This is a genomic window from Pseudomonas sp. St290, assembly GCF_018325805.1.
GTDB lineage: Bacteria > Pseudomonadota > Gammaproteobacteria > Pseudomonadales > Pseudomonadaceae > Aquipseudomonas > Aquipseudomonas bijieensis.
This window is the reverse complement of the sequence record NZ_AP014703.1, coordinates 3,385,471-3,406,130: the sequence shown is the minus strand read 5'-3', so window position 1 is coordinate 3,406,130 and position 20,660 is coordinate 3,385,471. Positions and strand designations below refer to the sequence as shown.

The window sequence follows — 20,660 nt, the reverse complement described above, 5'->3', positions numbered from 1 at the left end:
CGCCAGCGAACCGGCCATTAGTTCAACTTACCAATCTTCAATTATTGTTCTGGCCCACAGCCAAACGCGTATCGAGACACGCGTGCATTTAAACAAACGTGCTTCGATCACGGCTCAACTGTACTCACTCGTTAATGAGCGCTCTGGGACTTATTCCGTTCAAGCCTGAGTATCAAACCGGACTTCAACGTCATTTGATAATGATCGCCCTGGCGCAGCCCCAGGTGAGTCCTGGAGTCTTGCCTGCCAATCAGGGAAAGACCGTCGGGTTCGGTGAACCAACGCACCGGTTCATCCCCCAACCAGTGGCCCAGGCAATCGGTTTGCCCACCCAAGGTCTGGTCCAACTTGAGTTCGACGAGGCAACTGTTGGACGGTTTGTCCTGCATCGCCTGGGTTTGCGCATTGTCCTGCGGGCTCGACAAAACGGCCTGCCACTGACCGGCCAACTGCGAGGGTTCAACTAACAACAGGCTGCGCGCCATGGCGTTTTCTCCACAAAACATCATCAGCGTAGCGAATAACCCGGCGATTGCCTGGACGCTACTGGGCATGAATTTTCTACGCATAGCTTTCATCCTGGCCGGGATCCCGCAGGAGCATCCGCCCCCACGGGACATGGACATCAGGCCACGATATCCGAGACCGCTGCCTGGCCCACGGTGCTGACCAGGAAATCCGCCACGCCTTGCCCGGAGAAATCCACCGACAGCAGGCTGTTGCCGCCCGATGTCGACAACACCGCATCGCCCGCCGCACCGGTGAACGCGCTCACAAAGTGCAGGCCTGCGCCCTTGGTGATACCGGTCAGGTCGATCTTGTCCAGGCCGCTGACGAAATCGAGGATCTGGTCCGTCGCCCCCGGCCGCGAATCGGAACTGGCGGCGAACACGAAGGTGTCCGAACCCGAACCGCCCCAGAGTTTGTCTGCACCACCGGCGCCCCAGAGGATATCGTTGCCAGCACCGCCCTTGAGCTCGTTGGCCACCGCGTTGCCGATCAGCAGATCGCTGCCCGAGCCGCCGATGGCGTTTTCGATGACTGCACCCTTGGCGATGGACACGTTGCCCACCATGCCGCCAACGTCGGAGAACGAGGCGTCATTGAGATTGATTTTCTGGTTCTGGGTGAAGCCGGAGAAATCCAGGGTGTCGCGGCCGCCGGCGTCCCATACCGAAAACACCACTTTGTCCGACGACGAAGACGCGCTGAGAAAATCGCGCCCGGTGTTGGAGTTGAAACCGTAGGTCGAATCGCCGGTACGGGTCGTGGTGTTGGCACCGTAGAGTTTCTGGATGGCCGCGATGTCATCCATCAGCGGACCGGAGGCATAGGCTTCGACGCCGCCCTTGCTGAAGTTCTGGCTGGTATTGCTTTCGCTCCAGTAGCTCATGACGCTGTAGCCACGGGTGTCCTGGCCATACGTGGCGTCATCATAGGTCGGGCTGCCTTCGCCAGCGTTGTAGTCGCCTGGGTGGGCCAGGCCGAGGGTATGACCGATTTCGTGGGTCAGGGTCTGGCGGCCGTAGTTGTTCAAGTCCGGGGTTTTGTTCTGGGTGTAGCTGCTGTTGATCAGGTACCAGGAGGTCCCGTCATAGCCGGCACCAGTGCCCGGCAGATAAGCGAACGCCGCCGCGCCATCCTGGCCGCCGCTGTAGTTGCCGAAGGTCATGTGAGCGTCGCCACCGCTGGCTTTTTCGGTGAAGGTGACATTGGCCACGTCCGCCCAGGATTGCATGGCCAGGGCGGCCTGGCCTTTCTGCTGCGCGCTGAACTGGCTGAAGCCGCTGATCCCATGCTTGTTCATGGTGCTGGAAGAGGCGGAAGTCAGGAAGGTGTAGGTCAGCTCGATCTTGCCGCTGCCGTCCCGGTCCTGGTAAGCCGCGCCGTCTCGCAGCAATTGAGTGGCCGCCTCGTCGACGGAGTATGACGGTTTGCCGTTGACGGTCAGGTTACCACCGCGGTCGTATTGGTGGCTGAAACTATTGATCTGGTTGAACGCATTACTGGGTGCCGCCAACGATTGCGGCGCCCAGAGGAGTTGTTCGGCAGAATCAATAGCACTGCTTTTGACTTTCGACATAAACACACTTCCTTGTTTGCTAATGGAACAGTTTTAGTCAGACAGACGATCTCTGGCGAGATCGTCCTATCACTCGCCCAATGAGGACGTAAGAAACCTGACACAATTGGAAATCAAACGTCTAGTCATTTTTTTCGTTCAATTTCACCCCCGGCCCCTTAACGCCAATAAACAATAGGTTTCTCCCTGCTTAGTGCGCATGCTCAACTGTCCGAGTTGCGGATTGTCAGACAAAATTCTATTTAAATATTAAATAACGATAACTAGCCAATTGCGGACGGCGTCGCACTTTCGCCAACTAAGTGCCAGCGAAATGCTATTAATTAATATCTACTAAACCTTAACGGTTTTACGCGCGCATACTTCCCGCAGGCAGCCCCGAAGCCAGCGATGCACAGGATCGGCGTCCATCCGCGGATGCCAGAGCATGGCGATCGTGAATTCAGGCACCGGAAACGGCAGCACAAAACTGTGCAGGCCGACCCGCAGGCTCGCGGTGTAGCGTTCAGGCACGCTGGCAATCAGCTCGCTTGAGCGGGCCAACCCCAGCGCCGAGGAAAAACCTGGCACGGTGGTGACGATTTCCCGAGACAGGTTCAATACCGCCAAGGCCTGGTCGATGAGGCCATGATCCAGGCCGCGCATGGAGACGCCCACATGCCCGCCCGCCGCATAACCCGCAGCGCTCACCGCCGCCTGGCTCAACGGGTGCCCCGCACGCACAACACCAATCAAGCGGTCGCTGAACAACGCCTGGGTACGCAGCTCCGGACTGGTGTCCTTGTCCACGACGGCGGTCTCCAGGTCCACGGTACCTTCGCGAAGCGCCGTGCTGTCCCGATCGGTCTTTTCCACGAAACGCAGCCGCACGCCGGGGGCTTGCTCGCGGATGCGGCTGATCAGGTCGATGGCAAAGTTTTCCACGAACCCCTCACGGGTTCGCAACGTGAAGGTACGGTTCAAGCGTCCAAGATCCGGTGTCGTCACTGGCCGCAGCACGGCCTGGGCCTGCTGTACCAGGTCGCTGACCTGTTCGCGCAACGCCAACGCACGAGGTGTCGGCACCAGCCCTCGCCCGGCCCGCACCAACAGTGGGTCGCCGGTGGTTTCACGCAGCCTTGCCAGCGCCCGGCTCATGGCCGACGGGCTGAGCCGCAAGCGCCGGGCGGCCCGGGCCACGCTGCCTTCCGAGAGCAACACGTCGAGGGTGACGAGCAAATTGAGGTCGGGCGAGGACATAGTTGGATCTCGCAGAGATGGCGTTTGGTGCAGCTATAACATGCAAATGCTGCGTCTTCCGCCATGTTATGCCCAGGCGTAACGTTCTGACAGCTCCGTTTCGAGCGCCACGGATACAGGTAACCCCATGAGACCCGTCAATACGCAACAAAACCGGCAGACAACCGCGCCCGCACACCGACACCTGTCACCTCGTTGGGCCCTGGCCAGCCTTGCGCTTTCGACGCTGCTCGCGTCCCTTGGCGCCAGCGTGGCCGCGGTGGCCCTGCCCACGCTGGCCCAGGCACTCGATGCCTCCTTCCAGCAAGTGCAATGGGTAGTGCTGGCTTATCTGCTGGCAATCACCACGCTGATTGTCAGTGTCGGCCGCTTGGGGGACCTGATGGGCCGGCGCAAGCTGCTATTGGGCGGTATCGTCCTGTTCACCCTGGCCTCGGCGGTATGCGGCCTGGCGCCCTCGCTTTGGTGGCTGATTACAGGTCGGGCGCTGCAAGGCTTGGGAGCCGCGATCATGATGACGCTGACCCTGGCCCTGGTCGGTGAAACGGTCGCCCAGGAAAAAACCGGCAGCGCCATGGGGTTGCTGGCAACGCTGTCGGCGGTGGGCACGGCCCTTGGACCGTCCTTTGGCGGCATGTTGATCGGCGGGTTCGGCTGGCAGGCCTTGTTCCTGGTCAATCTCCCCCTCGGCCTGCTGACGCTGGGGCTGGCGTGGTACTCGCTGCCGGTGCGGCAAGTGCCACCGAAAACCGAAGGAAAACGCTTCGATGTAACCGGGACATTGCTGTTGGCGATAACGCTTGCCGCCTATGCCCTGGCCATGACCTCCGGGCGCGGGAGTTTTGGCGGGTTGAATGTCGCCCTGCTGCTGATCGCGCTCCTGAGCGGCGGGCTGTTCATTCGGGCCCAGTCCCGGGCGGTGTCGCCGCTGATTCCCTTGGTCGTCTTTCGCGACCGGTTGCTGGTCTCTGGCCTGGCGACCAGCGCCCTGGTCGCGACGGTCATGATGGCGACGCTGCTGGTCGGGCCATTTTACTTGTCCATCGCCCTCGGACTGCCTGCAGCCCTCGTCGGACTGGTACTGGCGGCCGGGCCAGCCGTCGCGGCGCTGGCGGGAGTCCCTGCCGGTCGCCTGGCGGATCGCTTCGGCGTAATACCCATGCGACTCGCCGGCCTGGCGACCATGGCCCTCGGCTGCCTGATGCTGTCACTGGTTCCCCCTGCCCTTGGTATTTTCGGTTACATCATGGCCATCGTGGTGACGACCCTGGGCTACGCGTTCTTCCAGACGGCCAACAACACGGCAGTCATGGCCGATGTGGCGGCCCAGAGCCGAGGCGTCATCGCCGGGCTGCTGAACCTGTCGCGCAACCTGGGGTTCTTCACCGGAGCTTGCGTGCTTGGCGCCGTGTTTGCGACTGCGGTAGCGACGAATGACATCTCCCGTGCCGGTGCGGAGGCAGTGACGAAGGGTCTGCACACGACCTTCGCCGTCGCCCTGGCGATGGTAGCCCTGGCCCTGGGCATCGCCTGGAAATGCCGCGTACCAGAGCCATTACCCGAGCCCCGGGACAACCCTGGCCAAGCGTGATGGCATTCTGAACATTGCCGCTTAAGTCGTGATCCAGATCAAAAAAAATGAACCAATCGCAAAACGGACTGAAAAAATCCACATGAGGTTCATTTTCAGGTGCTATTTTTAGTTCTCACTGGTAGAGCCATGATGGCTCTTCCTTCCTGACCTGAGCAAAAGGAAGCGCTCGATTGAAGAAGGCGGGCAACACATGAATAAAGGTTCTTTCAGCAAGGTTACGTTCCCCAACGCTTGCCAGTTGATGCGCTGGCACTTCCATCCCATGGGCTTTGAAGCGAGCATGGATGCGCCTGGCAGTATGGTTGCCCGGCTGTTTGACCGTGCCAGCGGCGAGACCATGATCGCCATTGCGGGCATTCCCTGCGCGACCGTGATGAATGCGCCGGATGTGGAACGAATAATCGAGGCGGTAGAGGCCGAGCTGGAAGCCTTTGTGCCACCGGTGGGGTTGCGGCGGTTTGCTTCCTGACAGGGAAATACTGGTAGCTTGAGCATACGTGAAGGCGGCGCCTCCCATTTTTTATGGAAGGTGCCGTTTTTTTTGGATGGATTGGTACATATCTGTTACCGAAGAAACGGATATACACACCATACCCATACCTGGAAACAGCCCCCTTATCCTTTACGACGATGGTCAGCAAAAAAGGCCTTGTCCGCAGCAACACGATCCGAAGCCTTGGGCCCATTGGCCGCCTGGCCATCCTGCCCATCGACATACCAGTAGCAATGCTGCACCGCACGAGTGATCCCCACATACGCCAAACGCAGGATCTCGTCCTTTTGCGCCGTGTCGTAAGGTTCGGCATCTCCATCCTGGCCCAGCCCAGCCATTCGATAGACCTGGTTCTTGTAGGGAGAACTGCTCAAGTGCTGACAGTCACCCAACAGGAACACCGCATCGGCCTGCAGCCCCTTGGCACTGTGGTAAGTCATTTGCCGGATCCGTCGTGCATCGTACGGCAAGCTAGAATCCACATTAACTATTGGTTGAATATGCTTTTCTATCAATAATTTATCGCTACTTTTTCGATACAACATCAAGATCGAATCGCCCTTGCGATAGTGCTCTTCCAGCCGCAGCGCCAGCCCTTCGTCGTCTCGATCCAGCACGTTGACCGGACTCAGCGAGCGAGCCCTGCCGCTGGCCTTGGCTTTTTTGCCAGGAATAGCCGCGGCGGCGCGCACGATGTGTTCAGCCGCATCGATGATGTGCTGGTGGCTGCGATAGTTGTCGGTGAGCATGACCCGGGTCGTCGTCGGCGACGGGAATTGCTTGTTGAACGCCATGAAATAGTTCGGTGAACTGCCGCGCCAGCCGTAGATCGATTGCCAATCGTCCCCGACACACAACAAGGAAGAACGCTGGGCGCCACGCCCCACGTGCATCGCTGGACCACGACGGCGGATTTCCCGAAGACTGGCTCGAAGCCAGGAGACGATCTGCGGTGACACGTCCTGGAACTCGTCGATCATCAGGTGCGAAAGCGGCCTGAGCAACGCATCGCCCAGCAACTTGAAATTTTCCGGCGAGTGCTCGCTGAACAGCGCGAACATACGGTTATAGGTCATGACCGGCGGGGATTGATCGAGCAGATGATCTTCGAACGCCCGCCAGTAGCGACTCAACGCCTCGAAGAAATACCGATCGGGGTCGTCCTGGGCGAAGGACATCCGGCCCACGGCATCCGGGACGTCCAGGCCAAGGTTCTCGATAAAGCCTGCCGCCGCGACAAAACAGTCCAGCAATGGCGCTGAACCCAACTCGCCCTTGACCTTGTAATCGAATCCCGGCCCTGCGCTGGCATCGCCGGCCATCGAAGCCAATACACGCTTTGAAGCCTCATAACTTTCAAGCCATATCAGTGGCTTACGGCAGAAAGCTTGAAACAGGGTACGCTTTACCGCCCATTCTGCACGGATGCTCAACTTGGCGCCTGGACGACTGAGGCGCGCGTCTTCCCGCGGATCGAACCCCAGTATCACCCAGGCATCCAGTGAGGGTGCGTAGCCATGGCAGTGGAACGTCGACCCATTGATCTCAAACGTTTGTCGCTTCGGCTCGATACCCTTGATCGGCCAGGCACCGGCGCGAAACCACAGGTCTTCGATGGCGTCACACAATTCTTCGTCGCGCTGGGCTGCCAGCTCGGTCACCGCGACCCGTTTCTGCACATCCGGGTGATCACGCTCCAGCTCCTTGAGTTGCAGGGCGTGGCGGGACAACGGCTGGATCAGCTCACGAAAACGCGCGTCCCGTTGATAAAGGTTGTAGTAACAGGCGTTGAGCTGCTGGCGTTGGGCGTCGTTGATGCGTAAATCGAACGGATTGCCCTGGGCATCATCGTCACCCGCTTCGGCACGATGACTCAGGGTCTCGAAGGCCTGGAGCCGTTCGAACCCGGGCAGGCTGCGGACCATAGGCAAGATACGTGAATGGAACGTACGCACCAGATCACGGGCTTCCTTGAGGCTGACGGTTCGTCCCCACAGGCCAAACACTTCGATCAGTTTCTGGATGAAATCCTTGCGCGATTCCCGGGTAAACGTCACCACGGTCATCGAGTCCAGTTCAAAACCCAGGTAATGAGACAACAGCACAATGCGCAGCACCAGGGTCGTGGACTTGCCCGCACCGGCTCCGGCGACCACCGAGGTCGATGGCGTGTCGCTGAAAATCATCTTCCATTGCGCGGCACTTGGTTGCGCGTGCGCCGGCAGCAATCGGGCGACATCCGACTTGATTCGCTTCTTCAGCTCGGCGGTTAGCGGCAGGTGCCAGTCATCGAACAGCAAGTCATCGACCTGCGGTGCCGGATGCTCCGTGCTGCGCGAATCACGGATCAACAGGACCTGACGCCCCTCCTCAAGCCCTTCGGCCCGGCCCTCCTTGTAGCCATAGTCAAAACCGGCGGTATGACCGCTGCGAAAGCCGTCGGCCTGGCCATGCAACCAGGATGCTCGATGCTGGGCGCGCAGGCGCGTCAGCCCATGGCCGAAGAACCGGGCGGCCAGGCGCTTGAACAGCGGCATCTGGGCCAGGGATAAAAGCTCGGGGGGAAGATCGGGAGTGTGTTGCGCCACGCTGGGAACTCCGGTGTTCATGAACCATGACGGCTATGGTGTCTGTATTTGCCGCCAGGTGCCACCCAAAAGCTTTTAAGTCATGGGTTTAGGTGATGAAGTGAAAGTGAGCTCGCGATTTTATATCTAAATAAACGATGGTTTTGACGCGCTTTTTAAGCTTTTTATCGATGATTTCCTTGGCGAAAATAGCCCCATCAACCATCGTTTTCGCACTCAGCGGAAAAGGACACGAACATGCTCGAACTCAGGCCCTTCGCCACCTTGGGCGCCGCCAATCACGGCTGGCTGGATGCCCACCACCATTTTTCGTTCGCCGAGTACTACGACCCACAGCGCATGCACTGGGGCAACTTGCGGGTCTGGAACGATGATGTCATCGCCCCCGGCAGCGGTTTTCCTCGACACCCGCACCGGGACATGGAAATCATCACCTATGTGCGTGAAGGCGCGATCACCCACCAGGACAATCTGGGCAACCAGGGCCGTACAGAGGCTGGTGATGTGCAGGTCATGAGCGCAGGCACCGGGATTGCCCACAGCGAGTACAACCTGGAATCGACGGCCACGCGTATTTTCCAGATATGGATCATTCCTAATGAGGAAGGCCTGGCACCGTCCTGGGGCGCCAAGCCATTTCCCAAGGATTCGCGTGAAGGCTTCGTGACCTTGGCCAGTGGCAAGGCCGGCGATGACCAAAGCCTGCGCATTCGCGCCGACGCGCGCCTGGTAGCGGCCAATCTCAAGGCGGGTGAAAGTGCCGAATATCGACTGGACGCCGCACGTCGGGCCTATCTGGTGCCGGCCACTGGATTGATAGAAATCAATGGGTTGCGCGCAAAAGCTCGAGACGGTGTTGCGATTGAAGACGAGCAGGTGTTGCAGGTGACCGCCATCGAAGACAGCGAAATCGTTCTCGTAGACCTCGCCTAACCTGCGCGGCCGCTCTTGTGGTTAGGGAGCTAGCTCCCTAGCCACAAGCCCACATCACTTGCTGGCTATAGCCCCATCCACCAACGTTTGCGCCTCATCCACCAATTGCTTGAGGTGCGCATCGCCAATGAAGCTTTCGGCGTAGATCTTGTAGATATCCTCGGTCCCGGATGGGCGCGCCGCGAACCAGCCGTTTTCGGTCATGACTTTCAAACCGCCAATGGCCTGGTCATTGCCCGGCGCATGACTGAGGATATTCTGGATCTTCTCCCCGGCCAGTTCGGTGGAAGCCACCTGATCGGGCGATAGCTTGCTCAACAGCGCCTTCTGCTGCGGGCTGGCCTTGGCATCGACGCGTACCGAGAAGGGTTCGCCCAGCTCATCGGTCAGGGCGCGGTAGGCCTGGCTCGGGTCGCGACCGGTGCGCGCGGTCATTTCAGCGGCCAGCAACACCGGGATCAAGCCATCCTTGTCGGTGCTCCAGACGCCACCATCCTTGCGCAGGAACGAAGCCCCGGCGCTTTCTTCGCCGCCGAAGCCCAGGGAGCCATCGAATAGCCCGTCGGCAAACCACTTGAAGCCCACCGGCACTTCGTAGAGGCGACGACCCAGGCGCTTGGCCACACGATCGATCAGGCCGCTGCTGACCACCGTCTTGCCCACGGCGGCATCGGCGCGCCATTGCGGGCGATTCTGGAACAGGTAGTCGATGGATACCGCCAGGTAATTGTTCGGCGCCAACAGGCCGCCGGACGGCGTCACGATGCCATGGCGGTCATGGTCCGGATCGCAGGCGAAGGCCACGTCGAAGCGCTCCTTCAGGCCAATCAACCCTTGCATCGCATGGCTGGAGGACGGGTCCATACGGATCTGTCCGTCCCAGTCGACGGTCATGAAGCGGAAAGTGGAATCCACGTGGGTGTTCACCACTTCCAGGTCCAGGCGGTAGTGCTCGGCAATGGCCGGCCAATAGCGCACGCCTGCGCCACCCAACGGATCGACGCCCAGGTGCAGCCCGGCGGAGCGAATGGCATCGAAATCAATGACATTGATCAGGTCCGCCACGTACGTGTTGACGTAGTCGTGACGGTGGGTGGTGTCGGCCTTCAGGGCTTGCTCGTAACTGACGCGCTTGACGCCGGCGAGCTGGTTGGCCAGCAGTTCATTGGCCTTGGCTTCGATCCATTTGGTGATGTGGGTGTCGGCCGGGCCGCCGTTGGTAGGGTTGTACTTGTAGCCGCCACTTTGCGGCGGGTTGTGGGACGGCGTGATGACGATACCGTCCGCCAGGCCCGAGGTGCGGCCACGGTTGTAGCAGAGAATGGCGTGGGAAACCGCCGGTGTCGGGGTGTATTCATCACCTTCGGCGATCATGACGGTCACACCGTTGGCCGCGAACACTTCCAGCGCGCTGGCACCGGCCGGGGTCGACAGCGCGTGGGTGTCGATACCGACGAACAATGGCCCGTTAATGCCCTGGGCCTCGCGGTACAGGCAGATCGCTTGGCTGATTGCCAACACGTGCCACTCGTTGAAGCCCAGGTCAAAGGAACTGCCACGGTGACCGGAGGTGCCAAAAGCCACACGCTGGGTCGCAACCGAAGCATCGGGTCGGCCGGTGTAATAGGCCGTCACCAGTCGCGGGATATCGATCAGCAACTCTGCCGGTGCCGGCTTGCCCGCAAATGGACTGACTGTCATGCAAAACCTCTGAGTGGAATGGCTCGGGAAATGGGGTGCAGTTTACTGACAGTTCGACCATGGCGCGATGGGTTCGATCCATCGCCGCCGATTACGATTGTTCGAGCCTCAGGGCATCTGCCAGCGCGCAGAGCGCAGCGTCCATGTCCTGCGGCCCATTCAGGGCATGAGTCAGGCGCATATGTTGCCCATACAGGCCCTGAAGGCTGAACAGCTCCCCCGGCGCGATGACGATGCGCTGGGCAAGCAGCCGATGGAAAACCCTGCGCAAGTCGACCCGTCGCGTCGACTGCATCCAGATTGTCGCGCCACCTTGGGGCTCTGCCCATTGCAGGCTGTCCCCCAGCCGCTCGCGCAGCAATTGCGTGGTCGAAGTTGCACTTTCGCGTAGCAAGCGCCGCAAGACCAGCAAGTGCTGGTCGATCCGACCATTGCTGTACAGTCGGGCGATGGCTTTCTGGCGAATCGGCGACAAACGAAACGCGCGCAGCAGGAAATGTCGCTGCAGGTGCAGGGTCAACTGGCGCGACAACACGTAGCCATACGGCGCCTCCGGACCGATGGTTTTCTCGAACGTCGAATAGACGATCAGCCGATCCGGGTCGAGCAAGTCTCGAAAAGGTGTAACCCTAGCCTCGAACACCAGGTCTGTATGGCTATCGTTCTCCAGCACCCAAGTGCCATGCCGCTCCAGCAGATGAGCGATGGCGCGACGGTTTTCTTCAGGAACGAACGTGCCCCTGGGCATGTTCAAGACTGAAGACAGCACCACCAGGCGTACCGTTTCGCTCAGCAGCAGGTGTTCCAGCTGCTCGATATTGATTTCCCCGCCAGCCAGTAGCGGCAATTCGATGACGTGGACCTCCGCCGCCTGCAGCAGGCGCAGCACTGTCCAATCGCAGGGTGATTCGATCAGCACCACGGCGCCCCTGAGGGCCAGCACTGCGATCAGGATCTCCAGGGCGCCCCGCAGGTCGGCGCCAATATAGACGTCATCGGCATTCCAGCAACGGGCCGGTGAGGAGGTATAACGGGCAGCCAGCGCGTTGCGAAGCTCCAGCTCGCCCCAGGGTTGCGAAGGCGCCTGCGGGGAGCGTGGGTACTGGCGCAGCAATTCGCGCTCGAGCAACAACAACGGGCTGTCCAATGGCTGCATCGACGCCGGCTCATCCGCACTGAGCACCTGCATACCTGGCCGTCGGGCGTTGACGTACAGGGTCTCGAGTAAATCGTCACCGCCGTCCAGGGTCGTCATGCTGGGCGCGGGTAGTGCGTAGTAACCGGACTTGGCGATCGAATAGACCCGCCCTTCCTTCTCCAGCAGCGAATACGCGTACTGGATGGTCGATATCGACACGTTCAGACGTTCGGAAAGTTGCCGCAGCGACGGCAGACGAACCCGCGCATCCACCTCCAGCTCGTTGATCAGCGTGGTCAGGTATCGATAAACCGCCTGGTAGGCGAAGTCCGTCTCCCGGCAGCCTTTCATCGGCTCAGGCCGGGAGCGCAGGTCGTGGCCAGTCCTGTCGTAACGCAGGGGGCAACGACTTGGAACGAGGTAGATGAGTCAGTCAAACCTCGTTCCTCAATGCCTTGCCGAGCGTTCGTGCCGCTCATCGACGGCCGGTTCGGCTTCTGCAGTGTCTACGTCGTCAATGGCCTGCTGAAGATCGTCGCTCGGGGTAATTTCCGGTTGTTCCGGCAGGGAGGCACTCGCCCGGTACAGTTTGCCAAGGATGTCGATGGGCAGGCCGCTGACATCGACCATCCACTGCGCTATCTGATCGGCGACGGTCGCGCCCTGCATGGCCTTGTGCAGGTCCGGCATCGCTACCAGCATGCCGGGATGGCAGCAACGCAGAAAGTGCTCAAGGCCAGTGCCCTGTCCCACGAAGGGAGCGAACAGCATGCACACCAATTGCGTTTCGCTGAGCCCCAGGATCTTTTGCGCCTCGAGAGCGGCGTAGGCACGACGCTCGGGAATCGACGACGGAGAGCCGAACAGCGCCCGAGCCTGTTCGCAGGCGTGCTCCGGCAGTTGCTTGCGATGCATGATCATGATCGCCCGTTGCACGTAGTCCCCGTAGCCCGTTTCATAGCTGCGGCCTTGCAGATAGCAGGCCTGCAGGCCATGCAAATGAGCCGATAGCAGCGGGCTGAGATACTCGTTTTCAGGCGCTGATGGGACAAGACCTTCGGTCTGCACCCGCAGGAACTCGTTGAAGAGCGGCCAGTTGGTCCCCTCCGAACGATCGACGATCAGGTCGTCGATGCCGACGTGGCCCACTCGCCGGCAGGCCTCGAAATGGCCCTCGGGCCGCCACGCATCGAGGCGATCCGGACCATAGAAATGCCGGTAGACATCACCGCCCAGGGTGTCGAGATGGGCAAAGAGGTTGTCGAAACCGCAGGGGTGGTCGGTCAGCAGGCCGATCTTGCGGGTGGCGCGGCGCAGGCCCGATATGAATTGTTTTTGCTGGCGCGGCGTATCGCTGCTGACCAACGAATCCACGCCAGACTCCCAGCGGGCCATGTGCCGGTAGAACTCGGCCATCGCCAGGTAGCCGTCATCGCCAATCTCCAGGGGGCTGTCGGCCGTACGAAGGTGTCCCAGGACCAGCAGGTCCATGCGATTGGCTTCGTGCCCCGCCACCGACAAGGGCTGCCGGTGATTGAACGGCAACACCTCGCGGTTATCCGCCATCAGCAATTCGACCCGGGGGTCATCATAGACAAACAGCGCGCTGTAGCAGCGGTGGATGTTTTCCAGCGTCGCCTGGGTGGTCTCGCTCAGGCGTGGCGTGGCAACGCGCAAGGCGAAGGTCACTGGATGCCGCCCGGCGATGCTCAGCTGTGCGGCTCGCAAGGCGGTCAGCACATAAAAACTCTCCCTGCTCCCGTTCTGGACCGTCAACACCCGATAATCGCCAATCCGGTCGATGCCTCCGGCGGCGACAATTAAACGCTGGATCAAAAGCTGCAACGCGGTACGTTCTGCCCGGGAATAAAAACCCGACAGTCGTTGCAATATCTGTTGATACACGTGAGTCATTGCCTGCTCATGAATTGCACTCATAGCCATTTACCTGGAAATTCAACTATCGGCGTCGCACCCGCACCAACGTGACTGCGCGACGTGTTGGTCTAGATGGGTTGTTCTAGTACTCAAAGAGTATTAGCAATACGCTCAAGCATCGCTTGTCGTAATTATTTGACACATATGCCGGGAGTCGGCCTTCGCCCTTTCTGGTCTCCGCCGGGAGCCTTTAAAAACGGGGCTCTTGCCGGCTGGCCGGGGCGTCCTAGGAGAATTCCGACAACGTCCCACAGATAATGAGCACGAGAAATAAAGAACTTGCCGAACTTTAATTGATGCTCTACCCCACCCTGTTTCCTCCAGGGTCGATAGATAGCCTCGCACCAATTAATGCCCGTTGCCTTTTGAATGCACCCTGAAGGTTGAAGACCTTCGAAAAAGTTATACCGCACCACGACTTCTTCCTTGATATGGAAATCAGCGTTCAATTATCAAGACTTAAACACTGATTAGAAGATACAGATTGAGGGCAAAAACCAGTTCAGATGTTGGCCGACAAACCGTCTCAGTCTTTGAGCGAACCGGGGCAGGCAATTCAGGGCGCGAAATGGCGAGCTACGAACGCAGCCCCGCCAGGCAGGAACTGCCGTAAGAAAGGATGGGGATCAGGACGGCAGCGCAAGAGCCGAGGTGATGACTCTTGCGCAAGACAGGGGGTTCAGGCCGGGTCGACGACCTGAAGGGCAACGCGCTCACGGCAAGGGCACTCGCCCATGTAACGGTGAGCCTCGACGAACTCGGAGAACGGGAAGACCCGAGTCTTGAGTGGCAACAGCACGCGATCGGCGGTCAATTGATTGATATCCCGCAGTGCTCGTTGCAAAGCCACATGGTCCTGGAGGATGCCCAGTTCCGGCTTGCCGGTGAAATTGCCGATGCAGTGTACAAAGAACTGAATGTTCTTCTGGAACGCCGCGCAGGCTGGGAACGGTGTCTGGTTGCCGCCCTGCAAGCCATACAGCACCAGGCTGCCACGAGGCGCCAATACATCGCCGAGCAGCGACATCTGCGGCCCGCCGAGGCCGTCGAAGACTACATCGACGCCGCGGTTGTCAGTGAGCTTGTTGATTTGCATCAGCAAGTCCTGTTCTTCGGTAACGATGACCTTCTCGGCGCCCAGCGACAACAGGTACTCCCGTTCGTCAGCCGTCTTGGTGGCCGCGATCACCCGCACACCCAGGGCCTTGCCCAGCTGTACGAAGGAAGGACCGGCGCAATGACTGGCATCGGTCACCAGGGCGAATTGCCCCGGCTTGACCCGCGCCAGGTCCATGTAGGCGAAGTACGCAATCAGCAGCGGCGTGTAATGCACGGCAGCTTCGATGGGGCTGAGCACGTCGGGATAACGGGTCAGGGCGGTGCGTGGCAGCACGATGACTTCACCGTACACCGGATAATCGTTCGGGCTCTCGGCAGGGAAGCTGGCGACCTTGTCGCCCACGGCCAGATCATCGACACCATCGCCGACAGCCGTGACTACCCCGGCCATCTCATGGCCCAGGCCGGAAGGCAGGCGCGCCTGGGAAGATGCCAGGTTCTGGCGCCACAAGGTGTCGTACCAACTGATGCCGATCGCTTCGACGCGGACCTGCACTTCTCCTGGCGCAGGAAGAGCCGCCGCATGCTCTTCGCATTTGAGCACCTCGGCACCACCAAACTTGTGAAAACGGATCGTGCGGGACATCGCAAACCTCGTCAAAGTAACCTCTAATGCCATGAACTCTATCCGGGCTTTGTACCCAAGACCATCAGTGGCTATTAATAGTCGACATGCCTGTCATTGATTCCGCAGTAAGAAAAACCAATCAATCCTGTAGGACTTAACCTAAGAAAACGCAATTAGCCGGTGCAGAGTACCAGCCTTTCCCCGTAAGATTCATGCCGGCCATTGTTCCCATATGGCCGCTCACGTCAAGCTTGCCGAATCTGCCAGGACCCCAGATGAATCGTAATGACCTGCGGCGTGTCGATCTGAACCTGTTGATCGTGTTCGAAACATTGATGCATGAACGCAGCGTGACCCGCGCGGCCGAGAAGCTGTTCTTGGGCCAACCGGCCATCAGCGCCGCGCTGTCGCGCCTGCGCAGCCTGTTCGATGACCCGTTGTTCGTGCGCACCGGCCGCAGCATGGAGCCTTCGGCCCGGGCAGTCGAGATCTTCGCCCTGCTCTCCCCAGCCCTGGATTCGATTTCCACGGCAGTCAGCCGCGCGGCGGAATTCGACCCGGCCACCAGCACCTCGGTATTTCGCATTGGCCTGTCGGACGATGCCGAATTCGCCCTGCTGCCCATGCTGCTCAAGCGCCTGCGGGCTGAAGCGCCCGGCATTGTGCTGGTGGTGCGCCGGGTCAACTACATTTTGATGCCAAGCTTGCTGGCCTCCGGTGAAATTTCCATCGGCGTCAGCTACACCGACGACCTGCCGGCCAACGCCAAGCGCAAGGTCTTGCGCCGCAGCTTGCCCAAAGTATTGCGGGCCGACACCGCGCCGGGCCGACTGACCCTGGACGAATTCTGCGCTCGCCCCCACGCCCTGGTCTCCTTCGCAGGGGACTTGAGCGGCTTCATCGACGAAGAACTGGCGAAACTCGACCGCAAGCGCCATGTGGTGTTGGCCGTACCGCAGTTCAACGGCCTGAGCACCCTGCTGTCGGGCACCGACATCGTCGCCACCGTGCCCGACTACACCGCCGACGCGCTGACCGCCGCCGGCGGCGTCCGCGCCGAAGACCCGCCCATACCGGTGCGCAGCTTCGAACTGCACATGGCCTGGCGCGGATCCCAGGACAATGACCCGGGGGAACGCTGGTTGCGCTCGCGGATTCAGATGTTCTTCGGCGACCCTGAGAGTCTCTAGGGGTCGTCGGGCAGGGTGTGCAGTTGATCATTTCTGACTTTTCATAGGCCATGGAGATCCATCCATTTCCAGAGGACCGCTACATTGGGGGCATATCTGAGGGCATGCTTTGGATGGTTTGAAAAGGATGCCCCCAGTCTGAGGTCCAACCGCCCCCTTCTCGAAAAAGTCAAACGCTGCTGCTCCCAAACCGCCGTCCAGCGCTATCCAATCACCTCAGTTTGTAGACTTGAAGCGTTCTTCTGGCGCCTCTGAAATCCTGACAATCCGTCCAGGAACGCCAACCACAGTGGTCGTTGGAAAGAAACAGTAGGAGTAACCATGGGCCTGTCCCGTGACAACGGACGCCAAGAAGCTGGTTATCCAGCCTTCTGCGGCACTCCGGGCCTCGAAAGGCCTGTTGTGATTATGTTGCGCTCTGCCCCCAAAGCCTGATCGAAAATGAACCGATCCCTTGCCGGCGTGCTCGCCAATGACGATGACGCATAACAAATACCAACTTAGAGACCTGGCCGAGCCACTAGCGCCGCACACTGCAAAGGCAAAAAGATGCTACTCGGGAGCTCGGGGTCCCGCTACCCCGCTTCACAACCATCACGCATTCCAACAGCACATCGACCGATGATACCAAGCAGTCAACCTCAGCAGAGGTTGCCACCACTTCATTGGATGACTCTCACTACATGGATGCACCCATTCATGGCAATATGCTATCAACCCATGCCGCGAGGATTTAGGATATGGGTTAACCGACAGACATCGTAATCTTGAGCATAGGAAGCTGCTCACTCGCACGCCTTGCCGCTCAGGTCACGCCCATTCGAAACAGGGAGAGCTTCAATGAGTTCCAGTGATGCCTTGGAAATTGCCAACGACGCATTAGATTCGTTCCACCAAATCGAACAAATTGCGTCCAAGCAGCTCGCCACTGGAAGTCGCGAGGCCTCTGAAGCCTTGGCAGTCGTCAATACCTTCACTGGCGCGGCGGCCGTCGAGCAGATTGCATCCATCTCTGACGACGTGACCAAATCGCTTGCTAGCCTCGTTCGAGAGCCAGCTGTCTCACGGATAGTAGTTGAGAACGACAAAGGCCAAGTTGAGACCTACTACATCTGCCGCACGACTGGAGGATTTGTCCTTAATCACGGCAAGCTAGCAGGCTACCGCTCACCGTTCGGTCGCTTGGCTGCTCATGGCGCTGGTGAGGACGTTGATCTAGAAATCGCGGGTAAAAAAGTCAGCTACCGGGTCTTGGACAAACTCGATCTGAAGCCTCAGAAGAGCGCTGAGCTCTGGGACTCAATCGACAGCATTTGGCGGCAAGAACGTTTAGCACCTCAGACGATTCCTTCTCTTCGTAAAGTTATCCAGCCGGATGACAGCAATGCCTTCTTCGCCATGCTTGGCGGCAAGTCCGAAACCGAGAAGATCCGGGAAGGAGTGCGTCACGAAATCCGAAAGGCTATGGCCCTTCGAGACCAAGCGATTCTCGACAAATTCCAGGACGAAATCTTTCGCCTCTCAGTAGACCACCAGCTAATCATCCTGGGCCCTCCCGGGACAGGCAAGACAACCACCTTGATCAAACGTCTCGGCCAGAAGCTGGACTGGGAAGCCCTTAGCCAGGACGAACGCCTCCTGCTGGGCCCTCAGTCTAAGCGCTCGCGCTGGATGATGTTCACGCCTTCAGACCTCTTAAAGCATTACGTCAAAGAGGCCTTCAGCCGTGAGAATGTCCCGGCTTCTGACGAGCACATCAAGACCTGGAGCAAGCGCCGACATGAGCTGGCAAGGTCGACATTTGGCATCCTCAAGACGGGCAACGGGGGCACATGCATTCTCAAGGAGGATCGCCAATTCGCCCCGATGGACATCAACGATGATCCGCGCCAGTGGTTCGCCGATTTCAAGTCACTACACCAAAGCCGCCTCCTCTCCTCCCTGAAGGAAGGAGCAATTCTGCTGAGAGATTCGGCTCCTAACCTAGTAGACGCAGTTGTGCACAAGCTGTTTGCCACGGTCGATGAACTTCAGCCAGAAGGACTGCTGAGCGCCTATGCCGAGTGGAACAATCTCGAGGCGCGGATTGACCCTATGCTCAAAGCCAGTCGTGCAACCTCAGATAAGCTGATACAACAGCAAGGTAACCTCCTCCATAACCGGAACAATGCTGTCTTCGGGGAGATGGCCACCTTTCTCGAAGTCCTCGGCCAAAACGATGATGAAGACGAGGATGGTGCCGAATTTGATGATGATAACGGAGAGGAAGGAACAGGCACACCCACGCACACCGCAGAGCTCAAAGCATTCGCAGCTTACCAACAGTTTCTCCAGACCTATGCGCGTACTCGCTATCGCAATGGCAATCTAGGTAAGGCAAGCCGTGCAGCTCAAGTACGAGACTGGCTTGGGGATCGAGTCCCCTCAGATGAATGGCTTAAAACGCTTGGGCGAGAGATGTGCTTCCAAAACGCGCTACGGCGCTTCAGGAATGCATGGAGACGCTACGTACTTGACGTCCCTGCAAGCTACAGAGCATTCCGTCGCGACAGCGTGACGCTTGATCGGTATAGCTATCAGCGGCCAGAGCACGCTTCCCACATTGATGAGACAGAACTCGACGCAATTCTCCTCCTCATGCTTCGATCCGCTCGCGAACTCATCCGCCAAGATTTCGTGAAGCGGCATATCGACGAACCTCGCTTCACCGAGTTGGCCAGGATTTCGAGCCAGTTCCTGCAGCAAGTCCTAGTGGATGAAGCCACGGACTTCTCGCTCCTCCAGCTTGCATGCATGGAGAGCCTGACTGACCCTGCCATTGAGTCGTTCTTCGCCTGCGGAGACTTCAACCAACGGATCACAGGGAATGGCCTCAAGCACTTGGATCAGCTCGAGTGGATCTCCCCTCGCCTCACGTCTCAGCGGATCAACACGGTTTATCGGCAGAGTCGCCTTCTGAACAGCTTTGCCATCAAGCTACTGCAGCATATGGATGGAGACGCCAAAGCTGTAGGCAGCCTGCCAGAGCATTCCTCTCACGAAGGCGTTCAGCCGGTGCTCGGGGAAAACCTTCAGGGTGAAAGCGTCGTCACCTGGGTAGCAGAGAGAATCTTCGAGATTGAGGATCACATCCGCTCCAAAAATGAACCGGTGCCTACGATTGCCATCCTGGTCGCTTCCGAGTCGCACGTGAAACCCGTCTCCGAAGCGCTTACCGAGAAGCTAGAGAGCAGAAGTCTGCTCGCGGTCCCCTGTGTCGATGGCCAGTCATTGGGCAACCAATCCGATATCCGGGTTTTCGATGTTCAACACATCAAGGGGCTCGAGTTCGAAGCAGTGTTCTTTATCGGGCTGGACGAGCTCGTCGAAGCAAAACCGACGCTGTTCGAGCGGTTCCTATATGTGGGCGCCACCCGGGCGGCGACTTACCTCGGTATGGTCTGTCATCAGAAGCTCCCACACAACCTGGAGGATCTCAGGCCGTATCTGGCTAGCAAATGGTGACAAGCTAAGCCAAGGAGTGCCACAGATGGTAGAACCGGTGGACATCTGGGGCAGCTCCCCTATGTGATTATGCGTATTGTCATGTTTGCAAAAAAAGGAGTCATTCTGAAAAATTGGGCTTGGGTATTACCACAAGAAGCAGTAGTTGGAAATTTTATTGCTGGCCAAGAATCTTAAAAGTGACTAAAAAAAGAGAAATGCGCTCGGATAGCGTATGCAAAATCACGCTACGCTCAATGGGGCAAAAGTGGGAAAAAACCAAGTTTTATCGACCTGAGATAGCCGTTCTAGACCCTTGTAAAAATGTTCTTTGACTTGCCTGAGACCCTACTGGACAGCTAGCGGGCTTCAGGCACAGTGTTACGTAATGGATGGTGGATGCAGGTGCCACCCTGGAAGAACTCGCTGGCAGATATAAATCACGCTCCAAGACGGCGAGCGAAAATGGTGTCACCGATTCGTATGCATGGTTGAGCCCAGGCTAGGTGCAAACTGACTCTGTCACAACTCCTTACCTTCCCTCTAGAACTGGGACTCAGGAATCGAAATGCATATAAATTACTTGAATGACT

13 protein-coding genes are annotated in these 20,660 nt (G+C 58.8%); 5 read left to right on the top strand and 8 right to left on the bottom strand.

The features are described from left to right. Window positions 1-131: 131 nt before the first annotated feature. The 3 genes from PBDP_RS15005 to PBDP_RS14995 all read right to left on the bottom strand — a co-directional run bounded on the left by PBDP_RS15005 (window position 132) and on the right by PBDP_RS14995 (window position 3,322). Window positions 132-554: an AprI/Inh family metalloprotease inhibitor gene (locus tag PBDP_RS15005; protein WP_109754271.1), complete on the bottom strand. Its 423-nt coding sequence runs from the start codon at window positions 552-554 to the stop codon at window positions 132-134. Window positions 555-625: 71 nt separating this feature from the next. Continuing rightward, on the bottom strand, window positions 626-2,083 hold the full coding sequence (locus PBDP_RS15000; RefSeq protein WP_109754048.1) for a serralysin family metalloprotease: 1,458 nt from the start codon (window positions 2,081-2,083) through the stop codon (window positions 626-628). Between the two features lie 333 nt (window positions 2,084-2,416). Then, window positions 2,417-3,322 (bottom strand): LysR family transcriptional regulator, encoded by a 906-nt coding sequence (locus PBDP_RS14995; RefSeq protein WP_109754047.1) that lies wholly within the window; start codon window positions 3,320-3,322, stop codon window positions 2,417-2,419. Window positions 3,323-3,449: 127 nt separating this feature from the next. Here PBDP_RS14995 and PBDP_RS14990 point away from each other — a divergent pair, with 127 nt between their 5' ends. Together PBDP_RS14990 and PBDP_RS14985 are read left to right on the top strand one after the other, a co-directional pair. Then, window positions 3,450-4,913, top strand: a complete 1,464-nt coding sequence (locus PBDP_RS14990; RefSeq protein ID WP_212800840.1) for an MFS transporter — start codon at window positions 3,450-3,452, stop codon at window positions 4,911-4,913. 193 nt (window positions 4,914-5,106) lie between these two features. Beyond that, on the top strand, window positions 5,107-5,385 hold the full coding sequence (locus PBDP_RS14985; RefSeq protein ID WP_003201764.1) for a DUF1652 domain-containing protein: 279 nt from the start codon (window positions 5,107-5,109) through the stop codon (window positions 5,383-5,385). Window positions 5,386-5,531: 146 nt separating this feature from the next. Here the strand turns inward: PBDP_RS14985 and PBDP_RS14980 are convergent, their stop codons facing one another. Continuing rightward, window positions 5,532-7,997 carry a UvrD-helicase domain-containing protein gene (locus tag PBDP_RS14980; RefSeq protein ID WP_212800839.1) on the bottom strand — a complete coding sequence of 822 codons (2,466 nt, stop codon included), beginning with the start codon at window positions 7,995-7,997 and terminating at the stop codon, window positions 5,532-5,534. A gap of 237 nt (window positions 7,998-8,234) precedes the next feature. On the opposite strand from PBDP_RS14980, the gene PBDP_RS14975 reads away from it, so the two are divergent. Next, a complete protein-coding gene (locus PBDP_RS14975; protein WP_109754044.1) occupies window positions 8,235-8,930 on the top strand; it encodes a pirin family protein in 696 nt (231 codons plus the stop codon). Window positions 8,931-8,984: 54 nt separating this feature from the next. On the opposite strand, the gene pgm is transcribed toward PBDP_RS14975, so the two are convergent. The 4 genes from pgm to PBDP_RS14955 form a co-directional block, all read right to left on the bottom strand. Further along, the gene (gene pgm, locus PBDP_RS14970) at window positions 8,985-10,631 is read right to left on the bottom strand and encodes a phosphoglucomutase (alpha-D-glucose-1,6-bisphosphate-dependent) (protein ID WP_212800838.1); all 1,647 of its coding nucleotides are present in this window, start codon (window positions 10,629-10,631) and stop codon (window positions 8,985-8,987) included. A gap of 91 nt (window positions 10,632-10,722) precedes the next feature. After that, window positions 10,723-12,120, bottom strand: coding sequence for an aminotransferase-like domain-containing protein (locus PBDP_RS14965; protein ID WP_109754042.1), 1,398 nt, complete (start codon window positions 12,118-12,120; stop codon window positions 10,723-10,725). Between the two features lie 96 nt (window positions 12,121-12,216). Beyond that, on the bottom strand, window positions 12,217-13,707 hold the full coding sequence (locus tag PBDP_RS14960; RefSeq protein ID WP_109754041.1) for a hypothetical protein: 1,491 nt from the start codon (window positions 13,705-13,707) through the stop codon (window positions 12,217-12,219). Between the two features lie 679 nt (window positions 13,708-14,386). Then, the gene (locus tag PBDP_RS14955) at window positions 14,387-15,412 is read right to left on the bottom strand and encodes a zinc-dependent alcohol dehydrogenase family protein (protein WP_109754040.1); all 1,026 of its coding nucleotides are present in this window, start codon (window positions 15,410-15,412) and stop codon (window positions 14,387-14,389) included. A gap of 257 nt (window positions 15,413-15,669) precedes the next feature. Between PBDP_RS14955 and PBDP_RS14950 the strand changes: the two genes are divergently transcribed. Both PBDP_RS14950 and PBDP_RS14945 read left to right on the top strand, forming a co-directional pair. After that, entirely contained in the window at window positions 15,670-16,584 is a 915-nt protein-coding gene (locus PBDP_RS14950) for a LysR family transcriptional regulator (RefSeq protein ID WP_109754039.1), read from the top strand. 840 nt (window positions 16,585-17,424) lie between these two features. Continuing rightward, window positions 17,425-20,088: an ATP-binding domain-containing protein gene (locus tag PBDP_RS14945; protein WP_212802465.1), complete on the top strand. Its 2,664-nt coding sequence runs from the start codon at window positions 17,425-17,427 to the stop codon at window positions 20,086-20,088. Window positions 20,089-20,660 lie beyond the last annotated feature (572 nt).